Origin of the sequence: Streptomyces sp. NPDC019443 (assembly GCF_044389785.1) — a bacterium.
Taxonomy (GTDB): domain Bacteria; phylum Actinomycetota; class Actinomycetes; order Streptomycetales; family Streptomycetaceae; genus Streptomyces.
This window is the reverse complement of sequence record NZ_JBIRYJ010000023.1, coordinates 64,731-81,304: the sequence shown is the minus strand read 5'-3', so window position 1 is coordinate 81,304 and position 16,574 is coordinate 64,731. Positions and strand designations below refer to the sequence as shown.

The window sequence follows — 16,574 nt, the reverse complement described above, 5'->3', positions numbered from 1 at the left end:
CCATTCCTTGAGGTTCATGAAGCGATCATATAACACCTACTCAGAGGCTTTAATGCAAACTAGAGTTGACTCAATCCCGAGCAGTTCCCGACCCCTCTGCTCTTGAACTTTCCAGCAAATATGCTGAGCGGTAGCCTTGCTCGTCACCACGGAGCGTCATCCTCGGCGCGGACAACCGGTACGGTGACGGCACGGTCGCCTCCCTGACCACAGTGGAGGGCTGTGGGTTGGTGAAGCATGACAACGGGGCAACGACCGTGCTGATTGGACGACAACGAGAACTCGCCACACTGGGTGAGCTGACCAGACCTGCCGCACCCGGAACTGCGGTGATCGTGCGCGGAGGCAGCGGCGTGGGCAAGAGCGCCCTGCTCCGCCGGGTGCTGCACCGAGCGAGAGCCGACGGGCATCTCGTCCTCAGTGCGACGGCCGACTCTCTGGACACACCGACCGATTTCGGTGTCGTCCACCAGTTGTTGGAGCACGTCGCCGAAGAGGAGCGGGACGAGACCGTGCTGGCGGCCATCGCCGACTTCCAGGCTCCGTACCGGGCCGCGGCTGCTCTCACCCGCGCCGACCGCCGGGTCGTGCTCGGGATCGACGACCTCCAATGGGCCGACACGGCCTCCGTCATGTGGCTGGGCAGGCTGCTTCGCCGACTGGACGGGCTGCGGATCACCGTGGTGGCCACCATGGGTCCGGGGGTCCCATCTGGCGACGAGCACCGCATCGGCACGCTGCTGCCGCAGTTCCGGCACCGCATCTGGCTCACCCCGCTCGGCGACGCAGAAGTCGGCGAACTCGTCGAAGCGGTGCTCGGGACTGAGCCCGAACCGGACTTCGTCACCGCCTGCCGCACGGCCACCGGCGGCATCCCCGCCCTGCTGCACGCCCTGCTCCGGTCCATACGCACCCATGGAGCGGCGCCGGACGCCGACACCGGCGCCGATCTCGCCCGCTACGTACCCGCCGAGGTGGGCCGTACCCTTCAGGCCACGCTGCGGGCCTGCGGACCCGATGCGGTCGCCACCGCCGAGGCGGCTGCCGTGCTGGCATGCCCACGGGCGCCGGCCGCTGACCTGATCGCCTGCGCCGCCGAAATGCTTCAGCCGACTGTCGAGGACAGCCTGCACACGCTCGCCGCCACCGGACTGATGATCCGTGCGGAGGAAGGCACCGCTTTCGGTTGCCCGGTCCTGTCCGTGGCTATCGCCAACGAAGTGCTGCCCAGCCGCCGTCAGGAACTCCACGCCCGCGCGGCGCGGTTCCTGATCGACCAGGGGGCCTCCTGGGACACCGTCGTCCCACATCTGCTGAACGCTCCGCTGGGCCAGGAGTGGGCGGTCGACGCCCTACTCCGCGCCGCCGACGAAGCGATGGCCCGCGGAGACCGCGCGGCCGCACTCGGCTGTCTGCGACGCGCCCTGCGCGAATCCCTCCCCGACCCGGTTCGGGCCCAGGCGCTCGCCTTGCTCGGTGAGGCCGAACTCGCCCACTGCGTGCCCAGTGCGGTGCACAGCCTCCGCCGAAGTCTGGATCTCGCCACCGCGCCGGGCGAACAGGCCGCGGCGGCACGCTCGCTGTCCGCTGCCCTGTTCACCCTGGACCGCTACCGCGAGGGGCTCGACGTGCTGGAGCACGTCGCCGGGCGGATCCGCCCGGCCAGCCCGGTGGACGCACTGCGCCTGGAGATCGACCTGGTCTACGCCCAGCTCAGCCGCGCCTCCACGGCCGCCGCGGCGATTCCCCGGCTGATGGCGATGGACCTGGCCGAGGCCGAGGGAACCCTCGTACAGCGGCCGCTCGCCGCATTGCTCTCGCTCCGTTCGATCATGGACGGAGGTAAGCCGGCGGACGCGGTCGCCTACGCCCAGCAGGCCATGAGCGGCGGGGTCTGCCCGGAGAACGACGAATCCTTCGTGTATACCGCCCCGGTCCTGGCACTGGCCGCGGCAGGCCGTTCCGATCTCGCCCTCGCCCACGTCAACGCGAGCATGGGCACGGTCCGCGCGGGAGGGTCCGCACTCACCTCCGCGTACCTCTCCACGCTGCGCGCCGGGGTCAACTACCGCGTTGGTAACGTTGTCGGATGCGAGGCCGACGCCCGCGCCGCCGTCGAGTCGCTGCGGGGTGTCGGCGCCGGACCGACCACCAGTCACGGCGTGGCCATGTGGACGGACGCACTGGTCAAACAGGGCCGCACCGAGGAGGCCGAGCAACTGCTCGCCGACCACGGGCTGACCGGTCGGCTCTACCGGCACTGGGCCAATGACTTCACCGCGCTGGTCCGCGGCCGGCTGAGGATGGCACAGGACCGGGCCCGGGAGGGCCTCGCCGACTTCCTCCATGCCGGAGCCCGTGCCCGGGCCCGCCGGATGGGCGGACCGGCCGTACTGCCCTGGCGCTCCGAGGCCGCGCTGGCCCATGCCTCCCTCGGTGAGCACCAACAGGCGAGTGCACTGGCCGAGGAAGAGCTCACTCTCGCCCAGGCGTGGGGGATACCGGAGTTCACCGGGGTGGCGCTGCGCGCTCTTGGGGTCATCACTGGGGGCTCCGCGGGCGTGGACATGCTCCGTGAGTCCATCCGGCTGCTGGAACCGTCCACCGCGCGCTTCTCGTACGCGCAGGCGCTCGCCGACTACGGGGCGCTGGTGCGACGGAACGGGCTGCCTTCGGCCGCGCGGAACTGGCTACGGCAGGCGGTGAGCGTCGCCGAGCAGTGCGGGGCGACCGCTGTGGCCGGCTTCGCCCAGGAGGAACTGCGGGCCGGCGGTTACCGGCTGGAGTCCCGCGCCTCACACGGGCTGGAGGCGCTGACCCGCTCGGAGCGCAGGGTTGCGGACCTCGCTGCCGAGGGCCTGACGAACAAGGAGATCGCGGCGCGGCTCTTCGTCGGTCTGCGGACAGTAGAAGTCCACCTCAGCAACGCGTACCACAAACTCGGTATCAGCGGCCGGGCCGGACTGGCGGAGGCTCTTGCCGCGTAGCCGGCGCGCCGAACGACAGGCCGGGACCGGAAAGGGCAGCAGGATGCCGGGCAGTGGGGGGTATTCACTGCCCGGCACCCGGTCTGTGTGGCGGCCCGATTCTCCGGATCACCGCTGTGTGGTGTCGGAGGGGACTCAGTCCTCGTCGGCGTTGGTGGGCAGCTGGGATTGGATGAGGTCCATCACGGAGGAGTCGGTGAGGGTGGTGACGTCGCCCAGTTGACGGTTCTCGGCGACATCGCGCAGGAGCCGGCGCATGATTTTGCCGGAGCGGGTCTTGGGGAGTTCGGCGACCGGCAGGATCCGCTTGGGTTTGGCGATGGGGCCGAGGGTGGCGGCCACGTGGTTGCGCAGTTCGGTGACCAGGCCTTCGTCCTCCCTGGCCGTGCCGCGCAGGATCACGAACGCCGCGATGGCCTGTCCGGTGGTTTCGTCGGTGGCGCCGACCACGGCGGCCTCGGCGACCTTGGGGTGGGAGACGAGTGCGGATTCGACTTCGGTGGTGGAGATGTTGTGGCCGGAGACCAGCATCACGTCGTCGACCCGGCCGAGCAGCCAGATGTCGCCGTCGTCGTCCTTCTTGGCGCCGTCGCCGGCGAAGTACTTGCGCTGGAAGCGGGACCAGTAGGTCTTGATGTAGCGCTCGTCGTCGCCCCAGATGGTGCGGAGCATCGACGGCCACGGCTCGGTCAGCACCAGGTAGCCGCCGGAACCGTTCGGCACTTCCCCGCCCGTGTCGTCGACGACAGTGGCCGCGATGCCGGGCAGGGCGCGCTGCGCCGAACCGGGCTTGGTCTCGGTGACGCCCGGCAGCGGCGAGATCATCATCGCGCCGGTCTCGGTCTGCCACCAGGTGTCCACGATCGGGCATCGGTTGGCGCCGATGTGCTCGCGGTACCAGATCCAGGCCTCGGGGTTGATCGGCTCGCCGACCGAGCCGAGGATGCGCAGCGAGGACAGGTCGAACTTGGCGGGGATGTCGTCTCCCCACTTCATGAAGGTGCGGATCGCGGTGGGCGCCGTGTAGAGGATGGTGACGCCGTACTTCTGCACGATCTCCCAGAAGCGGCCCTGGTGCGGGGTGTCGGGCGTGCCTTCGTACATGACCTGCGTCGCGCCGTTGGCAAGCGGCCCGTACACGATGTACGAGTGGCCGGTCACCCAGCCGATGTCGGCGGTGCACCAGTAGACGTCCGACTCCGGCTTGAGGTCGAAGACGGCATGGTGGGTGAAGCTTGCCTGGGTGAGATAGCCACCAGAGGTGTGCAGGATGCCCTTCGGCTTCCCGGTGGTGCCGCTGGTGTAGAGGATGAACAGCGGATGCTCCGCCTCGAACGCCTCGGGAGTGTGCTCGGCGGACTGGCGGGCGGTGATCTCGTGCCACCACACGTCCCGACCGTCGGTCCACGCGATGTCCTGGCCGGTGCGGCGCACCACCAGCACGTGCTCGACCTGCGGGCACTTGGCGACGGCTTCATCCACGGCGGGCTTGAGGGCTGAGGCCTTGCCGCGCCGGTAGCCGCCGTCGGCAGTGATGACCAGATTGGCGTCTGCGTCCTCGATACGGGCGGCGAGCGCGTCCGCGGAGAAGCCGCCGAACACCACTGAGTGGACGGCGCCGATACGCGCGCAGGCCAGCATCGCGATGACCGCCTCGGGGATCATCGGAAGGTAGACGGCGACCCGGTCGCCCTTGGTGACACCCAGCTCGGTCAACGCGTTGGCGGTGCGGCTGACTTCGTCCTTGAGCTCGGCATAGGTGAGGGAGTGGCTGTCCCCGGGCTCGCCCTCGAAGTGGATGGCCGCCCGGTCTCCGTGGCCTGCTTCGACATGCCGGTCGACGCAGTTGTACGCCACATTCAGCGTGCCGTCAGCGAACCACTTGGCGAACGGCGGGTTCGACCAGTCCAGCGTCTCGGCCGGCTCGGTGGCCCATGTCAGGCGCCTCGCCTGCTCGGCCCAGAAGCCAAGCCTGTCTACCTCGGCCTGCTCGTACGCCTCCGCCGTCACGTTGGCGTTCGCGACCAGCTCGGCCGACGGCGCGAACCGCCGCTCTTCCTTGAGCAGGTTGGCCAGGCTTTCGTTACTCATTTTCTCGTTCCTCATGGTCTTTTGCCGAAGGTGAAACGATGGAAGTCATCGGGAAGGACGCCGAAAGGGCGGTGGTCGGGCTCAGTTCGCGCCAATGCCCGTAAGGGAGCGGATCTCCAGCTCCGCGTGCTTTTCCGCGCCGCGCTCCTCGGGCCGGGACAGCACTGTGCCGAGCCACCCGAGCAGGAAGCCGAGCGGAATGGAGATCAGCCCCGGGTTCTCCAGCGGGAAGAGATGGAAGTCCGCGCTCGGGAACATGGACGTCGGCTTGCCCGAGACCACCGGGGAGAAGATCACCAGCAGCATGGAGGAAGCCAGGCCGCCGTAGATGCCGGACAGTGCGCCCGTGGTGGTGAAGCGCTTCCAGAAGAGGCTGTAGACGATGGTCGGCACGTTGGCGGATGCCGCGATCGCAAAGGCCAGCGCCACCAGTGCCGCTGTGTTGAGCTTGTCCGCAAGCATGCTCAAGGACACCGCCACAGCTCCGATCGCCACCGCCGACCAGCGGGCCACCCGCACTTCCTGCTTCTCGCCGGCCTGGCCCTTGCGGATGACATGGGCGTACAGGTCATGTGCGAAGGAGGCCGAGGAGGCCAGCGTCAGGCCGGCCACCACAGCGAGGATGGTCGCGAAGGCGACAGCCGAGATGACGGCGAGCAGCAGCGCTCCGGTACTGGTCGCCGGGCCGCCGCCCAGTTCCTCGGCGAGCATCAGCGCGGCGGTCGTACCGGCCGGGTTGGACGCCGTGATCGCGTCCGGTCCGATCAGCGCTGCCGCGCCGAAACCGAGCGCGATGGTCATGAGATAGAAGGTGCCGATGATTGCGATGGCCCAGTTCACCGAGGTTCGCGCGGCTCGTGCGGTGGGCACGGTGTAGAAGCGGACCAGGATGTGGGGCAGGCCGGCTGTGCCCAGGACGAGGGCGAGGCCGAGGCTGATGAAGTCGAGCCGGGTGAGTGAGCTGATGCCGTACCTCAGTCCCGGTTCGAGGAAGGCGTCGCCCTTGCCGCTGGCATCGGCCGCTGAGCCGAGAAGTGAGGAGAGGTTCCAGCCGAAGTGGTTCATCACCATCACGGTCAGCAGCAGCGCGCCGGCCATGAGCAGGCCGGCCTTGATGATCTGCACCCAGGTGGTGCCCTTCATCCCGCCGACGGTGACGTAGAGGATCATCAGTGCGCCGACGCCCAGAATGATCCACTTCTTGGCGCCGTCGCCGGACACCCCGAGCAGTAGTGCGACCAGCGAGCCCGCGCCGACCATCTGGGCCAGCAGGTAGACGATGGAGACCACGATGGTGGAGATACCGGCGGCGGTACGGACCGGACGCTGCCGCAGCCGGAACGCGAGGATGTCCGCCATGGTGAACCGGCCGCTGTTGCGCAGCGGTTCGGCGACGAGCAGCAGGGCCACGAGCCAGGCGACCAGGAATCCGACCGAGTAGAGGAAACCGTCGTAGCCGAAGAGGGCGATGGATCCGGTGATGCCGAGGAAGGAGGCCGCGGACATGTAGTCGCCGGAGACGGCGAGACCGTTCTGGAAGCCGCTGAACGACCGTCCACCGGCATAGAAGTCGGTGGCGTTCGTGTTTTTTCTGCCGACCCAGACGGTGATGCCCAGGGTGACGGCGACGAAGAGCAGGAACAGCGCGGTGATCATCGTGCGGTTCTGTGAGGCGCTGGACGAGGCGAGCGTGCCGGTCCCGAGGAGTGCGGTGCTGTTCACACCTCACCTCGCGCGGGGGCAAGAGGGTCGATGGCCGGCTGGACGGCGAACCGCAGGGAATCGGCGATCGGGTCGAGCCGGGTCTTCGCGTAACGGGTGTAGAGCCCGGCGATGAGGAAGGTGGAGGCGAACTGCGCCAGGCCCAGCAGCAGGGCGACGTTTACATTCCCCACAACCTTGGTGGCCACCAGGTGCGGTGCATAGGTGCACAGGACGACGTAGGACACATAGAAGAGCAGAAACGCCCCGGTCATCGAAAAGCTGAAACGCCGGAAACGGCTGCGAAGTTCGGCGAAGCTCTCGGTCCCGCGTATGTCCGCGTACTGCGGTTTCTCGAGCGGTTCGGTCGGGCTGGACATGGATCTCCGTACGTGCTGGTGCGGTTGGGCAACGGTGGGGGTGTCGGCGAGTGCGCGGTGGAGAATGCTCTCCACGGCCGGTGCCGGATGTTGTGACGTCGGCGTGCACCGAAGGTCGGTCTGATCTCATCAGCGGACGACGGGATACGACCAGCGCTACGCACCGTAAGGTCTAGATCTTTCGGCGAGTGTGGGGGTTCTTTCGGTAGGTCCACTCGTGCGTCGGTGCAAGAATCTGTCAGCGGCTTCCGACCGACGGAGAGCCGTGAAGGGGGACGCGCGATACCCATGCCGTACGCAGCACAATCGGCCGCCATCTCCGGGCAGGTGAGCATCCCCGGTGCGCCTCCCGGCGCGCCCGGCATGATCCCCGATCCGATCGGCCGGGAAGCCGAACTCGCGGAACTGCGGGCCCTGCTCGGGATCGGTGCCGACCCCGCGGTCACGGAAGGTGACCATATGTTCGTCCTTGTACGGGGCGGCTACGGCAGCGGGAAGAGCGCCCTCCTGCGCGCCCTGCTCGATGAGGCGCGGGCCGACGACAGGGCTGTGCTCGACGCCTGGGCCGACCCCGACGAGAGCCGCACCGACCACGCCGTGCTGCGGCAGTTGGTCGAATCAGCCGCGGCCGTCCCCTCCGCGCGGCCCTCCGGCGAACCGGCCGGGGACGGCGCGTATCACCGGGGCCTGGACGCATTGGTTGCCCGGCTTGCCGCGGGCGGGCGCCGACCTCTGCTCTGCGTGGACGACCTCCAGTGGGCGGACGCGGCCTCGCTCCGTCTGCTTCGACGGCTGATGCGCCGCGCCGGCGGCTCTCCGCCTGCCGTCATCGCCTCGCTGGGCCCGGGGGAGTCACCCGACGAGGACGCGCTCGGCGCCGTCCTGTCGCTTTTCCGCGACCAGATCAGCCTTTCTCCGCTCGCCCCGGAAGCCATGGGAGCACTGCTCGACCGGACCTTCGGGCACGACGCCGGCCAGGCATTCCTCGAGGCGTGCCAACGGGCCACGGACGGCAACCACTTCCTGCTCCGGTCCGTCCTCGGCGTCCTGGCGGCCGCACCCCCGGAACCGAAGCCCGGGACTGCCACCGGTGAGCGGGCCGTGTCCGTCGCCCTCGATGCCCTGCTGCCTGAACTCGCCCCCGCCGTCCGCTCGTTGCTTCGCGGCATCGGAGACCACGGTGAAGCCGTGGCCGGCGCTGTGGCGGTCTTCGGGTCCCCTCAGCCGGTGGAACTGATCGCCGAAGTCACCGCGGTGCCGCAGCCCGCCGTCGAGGACGCCGTGCACACCCTCGTACGCGCCGGGCTCCTGCACCACTGCGAGGAGGGCGTGGGCATCGCCGCCTCGCTGCTTTCGGACGCCGTTGAACAGTTCGTACCGCCCAGTCGACGCCAGGAACTCCACGCCGCCGCCGCCCGTTTCCTGCTCGGCCGCGCCGCCGCGCCCGAGCAGGTCGCCCACCATCTGCTGCACTGCGCCCCTGGGCAGCCTTCGGCGCCCGAGGTACTACGCCGGGCGGCGGTCGAGGCGAGCGACGCCGGTGCCCACGACCGGGCCGCCGTCTATCTGCGACGCGGCCTGCGTGAACCCCTGGCGGAGGAGGAGCGGGCGGCGGTGCTCTGCTTGCTCGGCGAGGTGGAGCTCGAGTCCAGCGTCCCGACCGCCATAGGCGAGCTGCGCCGCAGCCTCCAGCTCAGCAAGGGCCCCGGCGAGCAGACCTCGGCTGCCCGCCGACTGGCCGGCGCACTGTTCGCCGTCGACCGTTATCTCGACGCCCTGGACGTACTGGAACGCACCAGCGCCGCCATACGCCCGGTCGACCCCTCGTACGCGCTGCGCCTGGAGATCGACTTCCTCTTCGTCAGCCTGGTCGAGCTGGCCTCCGCCGCACGTGCCTATCCGCGGCTGATGGACCTGGCCATGACGGACGCGTCCGGAACCGCAGTCGAACGTCCCCTGGCCGCGCTGCTCAGCCTGCGTGGAGCGATGGTGGGGGAGGACGCGCAGGAGGTGGTCCGGCTGGCCCGCCTGGCGCTGGGCCATGGCTTGGCGCCGGCAGACGACGAGTCGGTGGTCTACCACTGCGCGATGCTCGCCCTCGGTGCCGCCGGCCGCCCCGACCTCGCACACGATTACGCAGAGGCGGCCATCGACGAGGCGCGGGCCCGGGGTGCGGTCTTCCAGTACGCGCATGCCGTCGCCACGCGAGGCAACGCCAACACGCGGCTGGGCCGCACCCTGGAATGCCAGGCCGACGCCGAAGCCGCCCTGGAAGCACTGCTGGAAGTGGGGGTGCCGCTCGGGTCCAGCCACACGGTTTTCGCCGTCGCGAGCCTCGTCGAGTCGCTGACCCGGCAGGGCCGCATCGAGGAGGCACAGTCCCTGCTGGAGCGCAGCGGCATGGACGAGCAGCTCTTTCCGTACTGGGTCAACGACTATCCGCTGCTCGCCCGGGGCTGGTTGCGCATTGAGCAGGGCCGGCTGGAGGAGGCCCTCGCCGACTTCCTGACCTGCGGCGCCCGCACCGTGGCACGCAACATGCTCGCCCCAGGCTTCTACCCCTGGCGGTCCGAGGCAGCGCTGGTGCACGCCAGGCTGGGCCGCGCCGAGGAGGCCGTGCGTCTCGCCGAGGAGGAGGTGGCGCTCGCCCGGCGCTGGGGCGTCCCGGAGATGACGGGTGTCGCGCTGCGCGCCCTGGGAATCGTCACAGGCGGGCCCGAGGGCCGTCAGATGCTCGACGAAGCGGTACGCACGCTGGAGATGTCACTTGCCCGTTTCCGGTACGCGCAGGCGCTGGGGGACCGCGGGGCCCTGGCCATCCGCTGCGGCAGGATCCCGGAAGGCCGTGCGGACCTCCAGGAGGCGGTCAGCGTCGCCCATGCGTGCAGTGCCGGTGGGGTCGCGGAGGGCGCACTGCGGGAACTGCGCGCCCTCGGCGACCGGCCCCGTACCCGCACGTTCCACGGTGTGGACGCGCTCACTCCGACCGAACGCAGGGTCGCCGATCTCGCGGCGGGTGGAATGACCAACCGGGAGATCGCACAGCATCTCTTCGTCGGCCTGCGGACCGTGGAGATCCATCTCACCCATGTCTACGGCAAGTTGGGCATCAAGGGCCGTCAGGGACTGGCGGAGGCACTGTGCTGAACGATCTTGTCCTTCGAGTGATGCGATCGCGGACGAGTGGTCAGCCGGTGGTTGAGCGCCCACGGTGCCTCAAGGACGACGGTCGCGGCGACAAGTGCCGGACCACCGCCGACGGTGGAGACGGCTCAGGTGATGATGGCGGTCACGGCCGTGAGAACTCCGGCCGAGACCAGGAGGAGGCCGCGAACCGGTTTTCCTGCCGTGCTGCTGGTGTTCACTCGGGGGTGCCGGGTGGGGTGCGGTGGAGGACGGCGTCGTCCCAGGATTCCTCGTTGTCGAGGGGCGCTTGGCACTCGCCCGAGTGCTCGGCGGCTGGAGTCGTCTCGGCGTATATGTTGCGCTGGACGGAGATGTAGAGGCTGCACAGGCTGAGCAACAGGGCGCAGGAGAGAACGACGATGACGGCGCTGTTGCCGCGTCGGTCGGCACGAGCGGGCAACGTGGGCGGCCAGGGTGCCTGTGGTGGCGCCGATCCGGTCATGGCGGCCGGTGCGTCGGCGGGTACCGGCGCAGCCGTGTGAGTCACCGGCGGGTTCTCGGCGGTTGCGGGTGGTGGGGTGTGCGGCATGGTGCTCTCTTCGTGGTCTGGGTGGCGGGCCCCGTAGGGCGGCCCTTCGCCGTAGGGCTCTCCCCGGGCGGTGTTGGGGGCGTCTGCCTGGCTTGATCCCATCAGTGGGCGCTGGGCCGTGGCCAGGGTTACGCACCGAAAGGTCTAGATCTTTCGGCGAGGGGTGCGGCGTCTTTCGGTGGAGCCACTCGGCAGCAAGTGCCCTGCGGCAACACCGCCGCAGCCCTTCCCGGGTACCCGGAACCGAGAAGGGAGGCCACCCGGTGTGACGTTCAGGGTGTCGGGAGGTGCTGCCTCAGGACGCCCGGTCGGGGCCGCGGACGCAGGCCGTCGAGGATGATGCACAGACAGCGTCGCCAATCGGCGACGTTGGCCTGCACGACATGCCACAGGCCGATGTAAAGCAATGACATGTCGCCCCCCGTGACACATCAACGGGCTGCTGGAAGGGCGCTTCGCCAGGGCGTTGAGCCTGCTTGCGACACCGTGCTCCCCACCAGCTTGACTGCGGTGCCGACCTGATTGCCAGTAATGGAACGCGGGGCGCTGTGGTGCGCGGGCGGCCTCGGTGTAATTCGCGGTCGGCCGACAGCGCTTGGCGTGTGCGGTTCAGTCGGTGATGACCCGGGAGACGTGGTACTGGCGGATCCGCCAACTGCTTCCGTCGCGCTGGAGTACCAGTGACAGATGCACGGAGGCCTCCCAGCCTGCCGGGTCGCGGAAAGTGATGTCCGCGAAACCTCCGGCCGCCTGCTCGCCAATCGCGTAGGTGTGGAGGATCGTCACATCGGCGCTGCGGTCGCCCGGGACGGCCTCGTAGTAGTCACGCACAGAGTCCCGGCCGGAGAGAACCTCGGGTCCGAAGCCCTGGAAGAGGGCGTCGGGGGTGAACAAGTCGGCCATGATGTCCGGCTGATGGTCGTCGAACGCGGCCTTCCAGTGCTTCAGTACCTCGTGCATCGGATTGCTCATCGCGTCAGCTCTTATCTGTACGTGTCTTACCTGTACGTGCTGTGTAGGGAGGCGACGCCCGCCCGTGAATGACCGCCGCCTGCAACCGGTCGGACCCGATCGAGTAGCCGACCGGTCTATTATAACTAGTCGAGCGGTCGTATACTTGCAACATGGGACGGACCAGTGACGCCAGAGAGAAGATCATCAGCGCCGCGCAGTCACTCATTGAGCTGCGCGGGTACTCAGCGTTGGGCGTGGCCGAGATCTGCAAGACGGCCGGGGTGCCCAAGGGCAGCTTCTACTACTTCTTCGAATCCAAGGAGGCTCTGGCGCTGACGGTCATCGACGAGCACTGGGCCGGCCAACGGCGCGACTGGACCCGCATCCTGCGCAGCGACACAGAGCCTCTTCAGCGGCTGCGGCAGCTGTTCGAGGAGACCGAGGCGCGGCAGCGCGCCGGTCAGAAGAGCTGCGGCACCGTCTCGGGGTGCTTGTTCGGGAACCTCACCCTGGAGCTGAGCAATCAGACCGAAGCGATCCGCGAGCGTCTGCAGGAGATCTTCAACGCCCAGGTCGACATGGTCGAGTCGGTCGTCACCGAGGCTCTTCAGCGAGGAGATGTCACCGTCACCGACACCCATGAAGCTGCCCGGTCCGTTGTCGCGCAGCTCGAGGGCCAGGTGCTGTTGGCGAAGCTCTACAACAACACCTCCCAGCTCAGTGTCCTATGGGCGAACTGCCTGGCCCTGCTGGGCGCTCGCGCGCCACAGGCAGCGGCCAACATGTGACGCCTGCCCGCCACAGGAAATCGGCCTGAAGGACCCGCAGCAAGGCCTGGGCGGCGCGGGCCGGGTCGCCGGTCTGATTGCCGCCCTTCGCCCGGCACGGCCGTGGAGTTCCACCCCAATGACCCGGGCAAGACCGACACCATCGCATGATCACAGATGCCCCACCGCCCCCCACCTCTTGCCGCCGCGTCCGCGGACGCGGCGGCGGCATCGTGGTCGCACCCGCCTTCACCGACCCGGTCGAGTTCGCGGACGGCAATCCCTACGGCACCTCACACGTGGACGCCAGGGCACGAACCCGGTGGACGACACCATCCGCGCTGCGGCCCGGCACCAGGCCGAGCGCGTGGTGAAGATCGCGGCGCAGCTCAAGGCCGCCTGACCACCCCGGCACCCAGCCGAGTACAGGCCCGTACGTCGGCGTCGCCGTTCTCGGCGGCGCCGAGGCCGCCGGGCGCCCTGTTCTCGTCGGCCTCTTGAGACTTGAACGGTGGTTGCAACCGTGCCCAGTGCGGTGAGCCGAGGCTCGGGATTCGCATTGGGGGCGATAGCCGGCAGCGTTGTGGCGACGTTTCCTCTACCTGGCGGACGGTGGTCGCCGTGGTCGAGGCCGAGACTGTCCAGGTCAGCGGGGGGTGAGCACCATGCGGAAGCGTGCGGTGCCGGAGAGCATCTTCTGGTACGCCTCATCGGCCTGGTCCAGCGGCAGGATCTCGGTCATCGGGCGGATCCCGTGCAGGGCGCTGAATGCCATGGTGTCCTGCACGTCCTGCGCGGTGCCGGACGGGTGGCCGCGCACGATCTTGCCTTGCAGGAGCAGCTGGATTGGGTTGATGCCCATCGGCTCGGGGGTCGCGCCGATGACCACCAACTCGCCGCGGTGGGACAGCCCGTCAACGGTCGCTGCGATGGCGTCGGAGTTGCCGGCGGTGGCCAGGACTACCTTGGCGCCGCCGAGGGACCGCAGTGCGTCTGCGACCGTGGTGTCCGCGGTGCTGTCGATGTAGTGGTGTGCGCCGAGCTGCTTGGCGAAGTCGGCCTTGGCGGCTCCGCGAGCGATGGCCACGGTCTCGAAGCCCATGGCGGCTGCGTACTTCACCCCCAGGTGGCCCAGGCCCCCGATGCCGAGTACGGCGACCAGGTCGCCCGGCCGTGCGGAGCTGCGCCGCAGTCCGTTGTACGTGGTCACGCCCGCGCAGGCCAAGGGCCCCGCATCCGTGGGCGCCAGCGCGTCGGGGATCCGGGCCAGGGCGTCGGCCGGGGCGATCACCGCCTCGGCGAAACCGCCGTCGTACGCCCATCCTGGGACCTTCAGGTTCACGCACACGATGAAGTCGCCCTGCCTGCAGGGCGTGCAGTGGCCGCAGCTGCCGCCGAACCAACCCACCGCCACCCGGTCGCCAACCTGCCAGCCGCGGCCTTCCGTTCCCTCGCCGAGTTCCTCAATGCGACCGGCGATCTCATGCCCGGGCACCAGCGGAAACCGGACGCCCGGAAGCACGGCGTCGACGAATGCGGCGTCGCTGTGGCAGATTCCGCACGCGTCCACGGCAACCCGCACGTGGCCGGGCCCCGGCTGCGGTACCTCACGCTCGACGATCCCGAACGGCCCGCCGGCGGCGGCTACCTGAGCAGCTCGATAGGTACTCATCTGGACCTCTCCCGGGTACTGCTAGGAACGGTCCCCCGGAACCATGGGACCATGTCCGGCCCTGTCGCGCGCGGGGGCTGGGGGCCAGGTGAGGAGCGTGCCAGTCGGGGATGTAGCGCAGGATGAGGACCAATGGACCGGACAGAGCGGTGCCGACGCAGACTCCACCGAATGCCCGGGCGGGCCGCGGCCTCAGCATCAAGGTGTTCCTCAACCACACCAGTGGCCTGGACGATTTTCTCCTACGCCCCGACTTCCCGCCCTCGCTGCTCGGTCTGGAGCAGCGCGAGTCCGACGCGGGCCGGCGCGCGGGCAGGGGCGATGAGATTGCCGGGGAAGGTGAGGCGGTTGATGAAGGCCGCGCAGAGGCGGGGGGTGTCTGTGTACTCCTTGAAGGGCTCTGTCGCCGCCCGCCAGAGGAAGGCGCCGACTGCTCAGGTGTGCCACCACATAAGCGAACGATCCCAGGCTATGGCCAACATGCGAGGAACACCCCCAACATCGCTGTGTAGCAACTGACTTGGGCTCCCTCCTGACCGCGCTCCATGTGGAGTCCGACGTCGTGATCCACTCCGGCGTCGACAGTCCCGACGCTCATCGCGGGGGCAAGCATTTGCTGCCCGAACAGGGCGCAAGAGCGAACTTCACACGGGTGTCGCCGGACATGAGAACGTCAGTCGTTGTGGGACGCGGGAAGTGTCGGTGATCCCCGTGAGCGGTGCTGTGGCCTCGCCGGGGCGAGGCCAACGCCTGGCTGGGTACCGGCTGACTCATCGCTCCACCCGGACATCGCCCCGCGCGCCGCACGGCTGCCTACCGGCGCGACCGCGACGCCTGATGATGGCGAAGGCGTCACAGGCGTACGGCGACCAGGGCGATGTCGTCGCGGGCGCCGCCGCTGACGCCGAGGCGGGCCAGCAGGGCGTCGGCGAGGCGCTCGGGGCCGAGTCGCGCGTAGCTGGCCAGGGCGTCGGTCAGCCGGTTGAGGCCGGCATCGATGTCTTCGCCGCGGCGTTCGATGAGCCCGTCGGTGTAGAGGACGAGGGTGTCGCCCGGGGTGTAGGGGACGCTGGCCTGGGGGCGGGGGACGTGTTCGGGGCGGACGCCCAGCGGTGGGTCGGTGGCCCGGTCGAGCAGCTGGCAGGTGCCGTCGGCGTGCAGCAGGATGGGCGGCGGGTGGCCTGCGCTGCTGTAGGCAATCTGCCGACTGCTGGTGCTGACCAGCGCCTCTACCGAGGTGGTGGCCATCGCGCCTTCGACCGAGCGCGCGTACAGGCCCAGCACTTCCAGGGCCTTCGCGGGCCCGTTCACGGTGCGGGTGGCGGCGCTCAGGGCGCTGCGGAGCATGCCCATGACGGTGGCGGCCTCCAGGCCGTGGCCGACGACGTCGCCGACCGCGACAGCGAAGCCGTCGTCGGGCAGGTCGACGACGTCGTACCAGTCGCCGCACACGTTCAGGGATCCGACGGCGGGCAAGTAGCGCACGGCGATGTCGTGGTGTCGGGCGAGATCCGGGGAGTGCAGCATGGCTTCTTGCAGGGTGACGGCGACCTGGCGTTCGCGGGCGTGGGCATGGCGGAGTTCCTCGTTCAGGAGCTGCAGCTCCCGGGAGCGCGCGTACAGCTCGGCCTCCATCCCCTCCTCGCGCTCGCTCAGGCTCCCGCCGGACAGTCGATGGTGTGCCTGGCGGGCGTGGACGAACGCGGTGACGTCCTCGACCCGGTGGATGATCCACGCCACCGTTCCGTCGGGTGCGAGAACGGGGGTGTTGATGGGGGACCACCACCGCTCTTCAAACTGGCCCGGCCGGTGTACGAGGGGGATGTCGTACTTCTGCAGGGCCATGGTGTCCGGCTTGCGGGAAGTCAGGACCCGGTGCAGGGAGGCATTGAGGTTGCGGACCCCGTCGGCGTCGGGGTCCGCGGGGTTGTCGGGGAAGGCGTCGAAGAGGTACTGCCCTACCAGATCATCGTGACTGCGGCCGGTGGCCTGAAGGTATGCCCGGTTCACACCGACGATCACCAGGTCGGGTCCCAGAACCAGGTAGGGGCTCGGTGTGCCGGCGAAAAGCGCCGCGTAGTCGATCTCCGGTGATGTCACGTGCTCCCTGCCAGCGTCGGTGAACCGCCGACTCCTAATCTACGAAGCATCCGCCGCTCGCGCTCGCCGCACCATCATGTGCCGCACGCTGTGGAGAGCGATGTCCGACCAGGGGAGCCGAGCAACCGCCGAGGACCGGGCGGAGCGGGTGCGGTCGGTGGTTGGGGCTCAGTCGGAGGAGTGCGGAAGCCCGCCCCCGGCTCGGAC

Annotated in this window: 10 protein-coding genes and 1 pseudogene; 4 read left to right on the top strand and 7 right to left on the bottom strand. The window is 69.1% G+C overall.

The genetic code is table 11. The features are described 5' to 3' along the window. The first annotated feature begins 257 nt into the window (after positions 1-257). A complete protein-coding gene (locus tag ACH492_RS37140; protein WP_398993391.1) occupies positions 258-2,987 on the top strand; it encodes an AAA family ATPase in 2,730 nt (909 codons plus the stop codon). A gap of 135 nt (positions 2,988-3,122) precedes the next feature. On the opposite strand, the gene acs is transcribed toward ACH492_RS37140, so the two are convergent. The 3 genes from acs to ACH492_RS37125 form a co-directional block, all read right to left on the bottom strand. Next, a complete protein-coding gene (gene acs, locus ACH492_RS37135; RefSeq protein WP_398993389.1) occupies positions 3,123-5,078 on the bottom strand; it encodes an acetate--CoA ligase in 1,956 nt (651 codons plus the stop codon). A gap of 81 nt (positions 5,079-5,159) precedes the next feature. After that, complete coding sequence (locus ACH492_RS37130; RefSeq protein ID WP_398993400.1) at positions 5,160-6,734, bottom strand: cation acetate symporter; 1,575 nt, start codon at positions 6,732-6,734, stop codon at positions 5,160-5,162. A 62-nt stretch (positions 6,735-6,796) separates the two neighbouring features. Next, positions 6,797-7,159 carry a DUF485 domain-containing protein gene (locus ACH492_RS37125; protein WP_398993387.1) on the bottom strand — a complete coding sequence of 121 codons (363 nt, stop codon included), beginning with the start codon at positions 7,157-7,159 and terminating at the stop codon, positions 6,797-6,799. Between the two features lie 288 nt (positions 7,160-7,447). On the opposite strand from ACH492_RS37125, the gene ACH492_RS37120 reads away from it, so the two are divergent. Further along, on the top strand, positions 7,448-10,306 hold the full coding sequence (locus tag ACH492_RS37120) for an AAA family ATPase (RefSeq protein ID WP_398993385.1): 2,859 nt from the start codon (positions 7,448-7,450) through the stop codon (positions 10,304-10,306). Between the two features lie 214 nt (positions 10,307-10,520). Here the strand turns inward: ACH492_RS37120 and ACH492_RS37115 are convergent, their stop codons facing one another. Both ACH492_RS37115 and ACH492_RS37110 read right to left on the bottom strand, forming a co-directional pair. Then, complete coding sequence (locus ACH492_RS37115; RefSeq protein ID WP_398993384.1) at positions 10,521-10,874, bottom strand: hypothetical protein; 354 nt, start codon at positions 10,872-10,874, stop codon at positions 10,521-10,523. Positions 10,875-11,483: 609 nt separating this feature from the next. After that, the gene (locus ACH492_RS37110) at positions 11,484-11,834 is read right to left on the bottom strand and encodes an SgcJ/EcaC family oxidoreductase (RefSeq protein ID WP_398993382.1); all 351 of its coding nucleotides are present in this window, start codon (positions 11,832-11,834) and stop codon (positions 11,484-11,486) included. 164 nt (positions 11,835-11,998) lie between these two features. Between ACH492_RS37110 and ACH492_RS37105 the strand changes: the two genes are divergently transcribed. Next, a complete protein-coding gene (locus tag ACH492_RS37105) occupies positions 11,999-12,616 on the top strand; it encodes a TetR/AcrR family transcriptional regulator (protein ID WP_398993380.1) in 618 nt (205 codons plus the stop codon). Positions 12,617-12,819: 203 nt separating this feature from the next. Next, positions 12,820-12,998 (top strand): annotated as a pseudogene (locus ACH492_RS37100) (NAD(P)H dehydrogenase); the annotation flags it as partial. Between the two features lie 243 nt (positions 12,999-13,241). On the opposite strand, the gene ACH492_RS37095 reads toward ACH492_RS37100, so the two are convergent. Together ACH492_RS37095 and ACH492_RS37090 are read right to left on the bottom strand one after the other, a co-directional pair. Continuing rightward, entirely contained in the window at positions 13,242-14,267 is a 1,026-nt protein-coding gene (locus ACH492_RS37095) for an alcohol dehydrogenase (RefSeq protein ID WP_398993378.1), read from the bottom strand. 852 nt (positions 14,268-15,119) lie between these two features. After that, a complete protein-coding gene (locus tag ACH492_RS37090; protein WP_398993376.1) occupies positions 15,120-16,367 on the bottom strand; it encodes a PP2C family protein-serine/threonine phosphatase in 1,248 nt (415 codons plus the stop codon). Between the last annotated feature and the right edge of the window lie 207 nt (positions 16,368-16,574).